The organism is Pseudoalteromonas sp. S1610, assembly GCF_005887465.1.
Taxonomy (GTDB): Bacteria; Pseudomonadota; Gammaproteobacteria; order Enterobacterales; family Alteromonadaceae; genus Pseudoalteromonas; species Pseudoalteromonas undina.
This window is the reverse complement of record NZ_PNDI01000007.1, coordinates 19,660-27,952: the sequence shown is the minus strand read 5'-3', so window position 1 is coordinate 27,952 and position 8,293 is coordinate 19,660. Positions and strand designations below refer to the sequence as shown.

Below are 8,293 nucleotides of genomic sequence, written 5' to 3'. Positions count from 1 at the left end.
GGTTATTCCCCATTAATAGTCTATAAGTCATCATCAAAGCCAAACAGGCGCTGCCCGAAGGGTTCTGCCTAGGGGCGTTTTAGTCTTTGTTGCTCGGTTTTGACTTAGCCCACTAGGTTACAAACCTCGCGCCGCGATTAAACCGCTCCTAGTTTGAACAAATTGTAATCCGCAAAGGTCAACTGACCCTGAAATATGTATCTAAAAATGCAGTAAATGATTGATTATCGGCTTGCTCAATTGCTTTTTGAGCTTGGTAAGACTCTGTCGCTTGTTGCTCTAACCACGACTTTGAGAATTCAGTATAACTGGCTATATCATGGCTTTGTTTATACTTTTGAGCAAGTGAGAGTGCATAATGACCATTATCTAGCCCTGATGCTTTTAATTGCTCAACATAACGCCCTGAATAGGTTAATGTAGGATTATGCACCCACGTTGCCATGCGCTTAATAGTGTTTGAGTAATAATCAACCCCGTACGCGCTATCCATCCACTTAGCAACATCAACGAGCTGATTAAATATTTCATCACCCCATGATTCAAGACTGCGCTGCTCATTATTAAAATTAAGCATTAGGCCTTTTTCTCGGCCTTGGTTTACTACTGTATCAAGATTTTCAGTGCTTCGCGCTTGCTCTTCCCAGTCCATAGGGGCTGAGTCTTTTAATAAGCAATAGGTTAAAAATACATCTAAAAAGTGTATTTGCTCTAAATCAATGCCAACTTCACTAAATGGGTTAACATCCAATGCACGAATTTCAATATATTCTATACCCGCTCTTAGTAATGCATCAGTGGGTGTTTCACCATTTTTAGCATTACGCTTAGGGCGAATTGGCGAGTAAAACTCATTCTCTATTTGTAGAATATTTTTATTTAATTGCTTTGGCTCTGCACTGGTATAGTCGTCAATACTGCCATAAATATCTGAAGGCGTATTTATGGCTTTTTTAAGCCCTGCTACATACTCATCTAATGAGTTATACATAACGCGTAATGATGACTGTGCACTGTTGGTATAACCTAAGTTACCTAATCGAAGCGCCGTGCCCACTTCTAAATATAAAGTACCTTTACCCAGCTTTTTAAACGGTAAATCGCTTTTACGCCCCTGCAAAAATGAACTACACAATGCCGGTGACGCACCAAACATATAGCTAATTAACCACAACTCGCGCTTAAAATTACGAATTAATGCTAAGTACCCATCTGATATAAAGTCTTCAAGCTTCGCGCTGCTTTGCCTTTGTGAATGTAGTGACTGCCATAACGTTTCTGGAAAAGAAATATTAAAGTGCACTCCAGCAATCGCTTGCATCATACTACCATAGCGGTTCTTTAAACCTTCGCGGTATAAGGTTTTCATTTTACCAACGTTAGAATCGCCAAATTGTGCTAATACAATATCGTCCTGATGATTTATAAAACACGGCATACTAATTGGCCACAGTAGTTCATCGTCCATATGTTCTAGGGTGAACTTTTGTAAATCTTTCAGCTGTTGTAACGTTTGCGTTGATGACTCGCTAACAGGCGTAATAAACTCAAGTAAAGACTCAGAAAAGTCAGTCGTGATATGTCCGTTGGTAAGCGCGCAGCCAACCCCTTTTGGGTGAGCTTGTTTAGAAATAGAACCATCGGGTTTAATTCTTAATGATTCTCTCTCAATACCGCGCATAATACCTTTAATAGCATGCTGATTATCTGCATTAGATAGCGCGTTGAGCGTGTTCTTTAAATTATAAGTTGCCAAAAAAAAGTTTCCTCGAGCCAAGTGGCTTAATCATAAGGTTATGGGGTCTAATTACCTTTACTCAAGATTAAATGAAGAAAAAACTATATGAATTTATTAGATATAGCTTTTAATGAATTTTAAACACGCTTTGTTTCACGCCATAAAAGATAATCTTGCCATTGCCACCAGCAATATACAATTTCTTTTGCATATTATTTGCCACAATACATCGCAACCTCAAGGCATTATTTCTCCCCGTACGAAAGGGTGAATCACTTGCTAAAAGTTTGGCATAACTAAAAAAATCAATTACTCTTAAAATTGATAAAGATCATAAAAACATTAAAAAAAATGCCTTACTACTGCTATTTAAAACTTATCACTAACGTACATTAGTTTTAGTAATTACAATAGACACCCCAATAAAGAATGATAAAGGATTACTATGCGTCGTAATCAAAGCTTAATAGATGAAGAGGTCACTTTTGAAGAACATCAAGAGTTAGTTTCAACGACCGATCTTCGAGGTGTTATTACCTATGCCAATCATGAATTTTGCAGTATTGCTGGCTATGAAATGGATGAACTCATTAATAAAAACCACAATATCGTTCGCCATCCTGATATGCCTAAAGCGGCATTTAAAGAGATGTGGGACACCTTAAAGCAAGGGCATTCTTGGCGTGGTGCTGTAAAAAACTTATGTAAAGATGGCCGTTACTATTGGGTTGATGCATTTGTAACACCTATTTTTGAACATGGCCAATTGATTGGTTATCAGTCTGTGCGTGTAAAACTCTCGCAACATGCAAAACGCAGAGCGCAGAAGCTGTATGCCAAAATTAACGCTAATAAGTCACTATTTAGCTGGCGTGAGCACACCTCACTCAGACAGAGCTTGAGCATAGCCGGTGTTTTAATTTGGTTAGCTAGTGTCGCTATATGGGGATCAATTACGATTGCAGCGGTTAACTTGGTGGTGTGTATTATCATTTTAGCTTTAAATTATGATGAGCTAATAGCAACACCTGCAACTCTAAAGGAGCAAAAAAGCCAGGCAGATTCGGTGTCTCGTTATGTATTTAGTGGTTCACACCCTCACAGTATTAGTGATTACCGAGAGCAAATGCTTTGCGCCAAGTTAAAAACGGTACTCGGTCGTGTTAAAGACTCAACCTTGAGTTTTAATACCATTGCCCAAGGCTTAGATCAACAATCTACGCTGACCGAACAAGGAATTTCCTCTCAGGGAACTCAGCTTGAGCAAATAGCTACTGCAATGTCACAAATGAGCACCACCATTGGTGAAATTTCTAATAATACCAATAATACCGCAGATAAAGTGGGGATCACTTATCAAAGCTGCTCTGATATAAAAAGTCATATTGCCGATAACAGCAAAATGGTATCTGACTTAGCCATGCAAGTTGAGCAAGCGGCAACCACAGCCACAGGACTTGCCTCTGAGGCCGATAAAATTGGTCAGGTAATGAGTGAAATAGAAGGCATTGCAGAGCAAACCAATTTGTTAGCACTTAACGCTGCGATTGAAGCTGCCCGTGCTGGTGAGCATGGTCGAGGTTTTGCGGTGGTGGCTGATGAAGTACGCGCACTGTCTTCACGTACTCAAAACGCCACAGCTCAAATTCACAGCTCAATTAAAGAGATTCAAGATACTTTGTTTAGCTGGTCTAAAATCATGCAGAGCACAAAACAACAAGCCGATGACTGTGTTAACACCACAGGGCAAACACAACAAGAGCTAGATAGTATTTTCATTCAAATTAGTGAAATTTCACAACTTGCTACCGACATCTCAGCCGCCGCAGAGCAACAACAAGTGGTAAGTCGAGATATTGGCTGCAATGTTGAAAAAATTAAAGGCTTGGGGGATGACAATTTACAGCTTAGTTATAGCGTAGCACATGGCGCTGCTGAATTGGTCGAAGGGTCACGAAAAGTAAATGATTTACTGCTTACCTTTAAAGTTTAATCCACTCCTTTGAATCAAAAACAAAAAAGCCGCTATTTTCAGCGGCTTTTTGCTGTGCTCAGATTATCGGCTAGTAAACTCTAAGCCCTCACCACTTGCATCAATAACAATGATGCAGCCTGGTTGAAAATCATTATTAAGCAGCTTTTGTGCTAACGGGTTTTCAATGGTCTGTTGTATTGCACGCTTAAGTGGGCGAGCGCCATAAACCGGATCAAAACCACTGGCAGCAATCCGCTCAAGCGCAGCATCCGTCAATTCAAGTAAATAGCCCATCTCAGTTAATCGTTCACGCAATTTACTTAACTGTATATCTGCGATTTCTTTAATATGACTATGTGCAAGTGAGTGGAACACTACTGTTTCATCAATACGGTTAATAAATTCAGGCCTGAACTCATTATGCAGTACACCCATTACCTTTGCTTTAAGCTCGTCATAGTCATTACTTCCCGATTGCTCTTGGATAATGTCTGAACCTAAGTTAGAGGTCATAATGATAACCGTATTTTTAAAATCAACAGTACGTCCTTGACCATCAGTTAAACGACCATCATCAAGAACTTGTAATAAAATATTAAACACATCTGGATGCGCTTTTTCTATTTCATCAAGCAAGATAACCGAATACGGCTTACGACGAACGGCTTCCGTTAAATAGCCCCCTTCTTCGTAACCTACATAACCAGGAGGTGCACCAACTAAACGCGCCACTGAGTGTTTTTCCATAAACTCAGACATATCAATGCGTACCATGGCACTTTCGGTGTCAAACATATAGCCAGCCAATGCTTTCGTTAGCTCTGTTTTACCCACCCCTGTTGGTCCTAAAAATAAGAACGAGCCTATCGGACGATTCGGATCAGCAAGCCCTGCGCGAGAACGACGAATGGCATTAGCCACCGCAACTACCGCTTCATCTTGCCCTATCACTTTATTATGTAATTGCGTTTCCATTTGCAATAGCTTTTCACGCTCACCTTGCAGCATACGTGCCACCGGAATACCAGTCCAACGTGATAAAATCTCAGCTATTTCATCTTCGCCCACTTGGTTTTTAAGTAAGCTCATTTCTTGCATTTCGGCTTGTGATGCTAAATCAAGCTTACGCTCAAGCTCGGGTATACGGCCATATTGCAGTTCTGACATGCGCTGTAAATCGCTTGCTCTGCGTGCCACTTCTAAATCAAGTCGTGCCTGTTCAAGCTCAGCTTTAATGACTTGCGTACCTTGCAAAGACGCTTTTTCGGCATTCCATACTTCATCGAGTTCACGGTATTGCACCTCAAGCTCAGTGATCAGCTCAACCATTTCTGCACGGCGCTTTTGACTCGCCTCGTCTTTTTCTTTAGCCAAGGCGTTATCTTCAATTTTTAACTGAATGATACGACGCTCTAACTTATCTAAGGCTTCAGGTTTTGAATCAATTTGCAGTCGAATAGAAGAGCCTGCTTCGTCAATTAAATCAATTGCTTTATCAGGTAATTGGCGATCACTAATATAGCGATGTGATAACTGCGCTGCAGCAACAATTGCCGGATCGGTGATTTCCACTGAGTGATGTAATTCGTAACGCTCTTTTAGACCACGTAATATAGCGATAGTATCTTCAACCGATGGCTCTTCAATTAATACTTTTTGGAAACGGCGCTCAAGTGCAGCATCTTTTTCAATGTATTTACGATATTCATCTAAGGTCGTTGCACCTACGCAATGAAGTTCACCACGTGCTAATGCAGGTTTTAACATGTTACCCGCATCCATAGCGCCATCACTTTTACCAGCGCCAACAATGGTATGAATTTCATCAATAAACAAAATCACTTGGCCTTCTTCTTTGGCCAATTCATTTAAAACTGATTTTAAACGCTCTTCAAATTCACCTCGGTATTTGGCCCCAGCAACCAACGCGCCTAAATCAAGCGAGAGTACGCGCTTGTTTTTTAAGCCCTCTGGCACTTCCCCATTAATAATACGTTGCGCAAGCCCTTCGGCAATCGCGGTTTTACCCACCCCAGGCTCACCAATTAACACAGGATTGTTTTTGGTGCGGCGTTGTAATACTTGGATGGTGCGACGAATTTCATCATCACGGCCGATTACAGGGTCAAGCTTACCTTGCTCCGCCCGCTCAGTTAAATCAATAGTGTACTTTTCAAGTGCTTGACGAGTTTCTTCAGCATTAGGATCATCAACTTTTTGACCACCGCGAATTGCTTCTATGGCAGTTTCAACTTTGTTAGCAGTGATATTAAGTGCTTTAAATACACTGCCAAGCGGCCCTTTATCTTCACATGCAACTAAAACAAACAGTTCGCTTGAGATATATTTATCTTTGCGTTTTTGGGCATACTTGTCACACAGATTAATAAGTGAAACCATGTTGTTTGACAATTGCACATCGCCACCAACACCTTCCACTTTAAATAACTTTTCTATCTCTTGAGATAGTTTGGTATTGAGCTCGTCAATACTAATGCCCATTTGTGCAAACAAGGCACGCACACTTGAACCACTTTGCTTTAATAAAGCATACATAAGGTGAACGGGTTCAATAAATTGATGATCGCGACCTAGCGCTAATGATTGCGCATCTGAAAGCGCAGACTGAAATTTACTTGTAAATCTATCTAAACGCATGGGGGTTTACCTATAAAAAAACGAATTACTTTATAAATGGGTATGTTAGCGGATTTGTTCAAGGTATTGAGGGAAAAATAATCACTTAATAGTAATTTACTTGCGCCAGATCAAACTTGCCATACGACCGGTTTGGCCGTCACGTCGATAAGAAAAAAACTGATTTTTTTGAGAGAACGTGCAGTATTCACCACCACTAATATTCACAACACCCCGTTGGTTTAGCAAAATACGCGCTATGTAATAAATATCAGCTAAATATTTATCGTTATTTTGAGGTTTAAACGCATCATGCAAAGCTGGATTGTTGGCTGTAAATGTTGCAACGACCTCTTGGCCGACTTCAAATTGGTCAGCCCCTATTGCAGGACCTAACCAAGCATGTAAGTTCGTTGGTGCATGTTTAAAATAGCTAACTGTATTATTAATGATCCCTTGCGCTAACCCTCGCCAACCGGCGTGAATTGCAGCCACTTCCTGGCCATCGCTTGAGGTAAGTAAAATAGGTAAACAGTCAGCGGTCATTATAGCTAAAGGTTGATTATATAATTGCGTGTAAAGCGCATCCCCCGTCAGAGTTTGGCTAAAATCAAACCCTTCATCCACTCTAATTACATCAGCGCTATGAACCTGATTTAACCAAACAGCAGGATTAGGTATGTAGCTATTTACATGCGCTCGATTGGTTAATACATCTTGGTTGTTATCACCTACATGCAATCCTAAATTCAAGCTATCAAATGGAGGCTTTGATACGCCTCCATCCCGTGTAGTACTCAATGTGCCTACACCCTGAATAGATTGCCATGTAGCTGATAAGCCAGACATAATTAACTAGCTATGTCTGGATTTGCTTTTGTATCTTCACGCAGTGCTTGTGTCATCTGGACCATATCATCAGGGATAGGTGCTTGCCAGGTCATCATTTCACCGGTAATTGGATGAGCAATGCTTAATTTAACAGCATGCAGCGCTTGACGCTTAAAGCTACGCAGTAACTCAAACAGCTCAGGCGTTGCTCCTTTTGGTGGACGAGGACGGCCGCCATAAGATTGATCGCCAATTAATGGGTGGTTTAAGTACGCCATATGCACGCGAATTTGGTGTGTACGTCCGGTCTCAAGGCGTAAACGCAAACGAGTATGAGCACGGAACTTTTCTGCCACACGATAATGCGTAATCGCTGGTTTACCCATTTCATGAACAGCCATGTGCGTACGCTGAGTTGGATGACGACCAATCGCTTTTTCAACCATACCACCGGCAGTCATAGTACCATTACATAACGCTTCGTATTCACGTGTGAAGTTTTCGCGCTTTTGTAAGGCTTTCACCAGATGAGTTTGTGCCTGAATCGTTTTCGCGACAACCATTAAACCTGTGGTGTCTTTATCTAGACGATGCACTATACCCGCGCGTGGCACGTTGATAATGTCTGGAAAATGATGAAGTAGTGCATTTAACACCGTACCGTCAGGATTGCCTGCACCAGGATGAACCACTAATCCCATTGGTTTATTGATCACTAAAATATCATCGTCTTCATAAACGATGTTTAATTTGATATCTTGTGCTTCGTATTCACGAGGTGCTTCTATTGTTGTTTCAACAGCCACAACTTCACCACCGAGTAATTTTTCACGCGGGGTGTTGAAAATTTCGCCATCAACGGTGATTTTATCATCTAAAATCCAAGTTTTTATCCGTGATCGTGAATAATCAGGGAACAATTGTGCTAATACTTGGTCTAGACGTTTACCACCTAAGTCTGTTGGGACCTCGGCTTGGAGAGATATTTGCTCTGACATTAGTAACTTTACCCAATTTACCAGTGCAAGCTTTGCTTGACTGGGTTAGAATCGCTTTTAATAAAAGCATAACATAATACGCATAGTTTACTCGGTTTTACCCACTTGGCCTAG

General features: G+C 41.0%; 5 protein-coding genes. 1 reads left to right on the top strand and 4 read right to left on the bottom strand.

Annotated elements, in window-relative coordinates:
* Nucleotides 1-178 precede the first annotated feature (178 nt).
* Nucleotides 179-1,756: a glutamate--cysteine ligase gene (gene gshA, locus CWB77_RS03820; protein ID WP_138621452.1), complete on the bottom strand. Its 1,578-nt coding sequence runs from the start codon at nt 1,754-1,756 to the stop codon at nt 179-181.
* 427 nt (nt 1,757-2,183) lie between these two features.
* On the opposite strand from gshA, the gene CWB77_RS03815 reads away from it, so the two are divergent.
* Nucleotides 2,184-3,731, top strand: coding sequence for a methyl-accepting chemotaxis protein (locus CWB77_RS03815; protein WP_138621450.1), 1,548 nt, complete (start codon nt 2,184-2,186; stop codon nt 3,729-3,731).
* A 63-nt stretch (nt 3,732-3,794) separates the two neighbouring features.
* On the opposite strand, the gene clpB is transcribed toward CWB77_RS03815, so the two are convergent.
* From clpB to rluD, 3 genes are all read right to left on the bottom strand, one after another.
* The gene (clpB, locus tag CWB77_RS03810; RefSeq protein ID WP_138621448.1) at nt 3,795-6,371 is read right to left on the bottom strand and encodes an ATP-dependent chaperone ClpB; all 2,577 of its coding nucleotides are present in this window, start codon (nt 6,369-6,371) and stop codon (nt 3,795-3,797) included.
* Between the two features lie 96 nt (nt 6,372-6,467).
* Nucleotides 6,468-7,199, bottom strand: a complete 732-nt coding sequence (gene pgeF, locus CWB77_RS03805; protein WP_138621446.1) for a peptidoglycan editing factor PgeF — start codon at nt 7,197-7,199, stop codon at nt 6,468-6,470.
* 2 nt (nt 7,200-7,201) lie between these two features.
* The gene (gene rluD, locus CWB77_RS03800; RefSeq protein ID WP_010391291.1) at nt 7,202-8,179 is read right to left on the bottom strand and encodes a 23S rRNA pseudouridine(1911/1915/1917) synthase RluD; all 978 of its coding nucleotides are present in this window, start codon (nt 8,177-8,179) and stop codon (nt 7,202-7,204) included.
* Between the last annotated feature and the right edge of the window lie 114 nt (nt 8,180-8,293).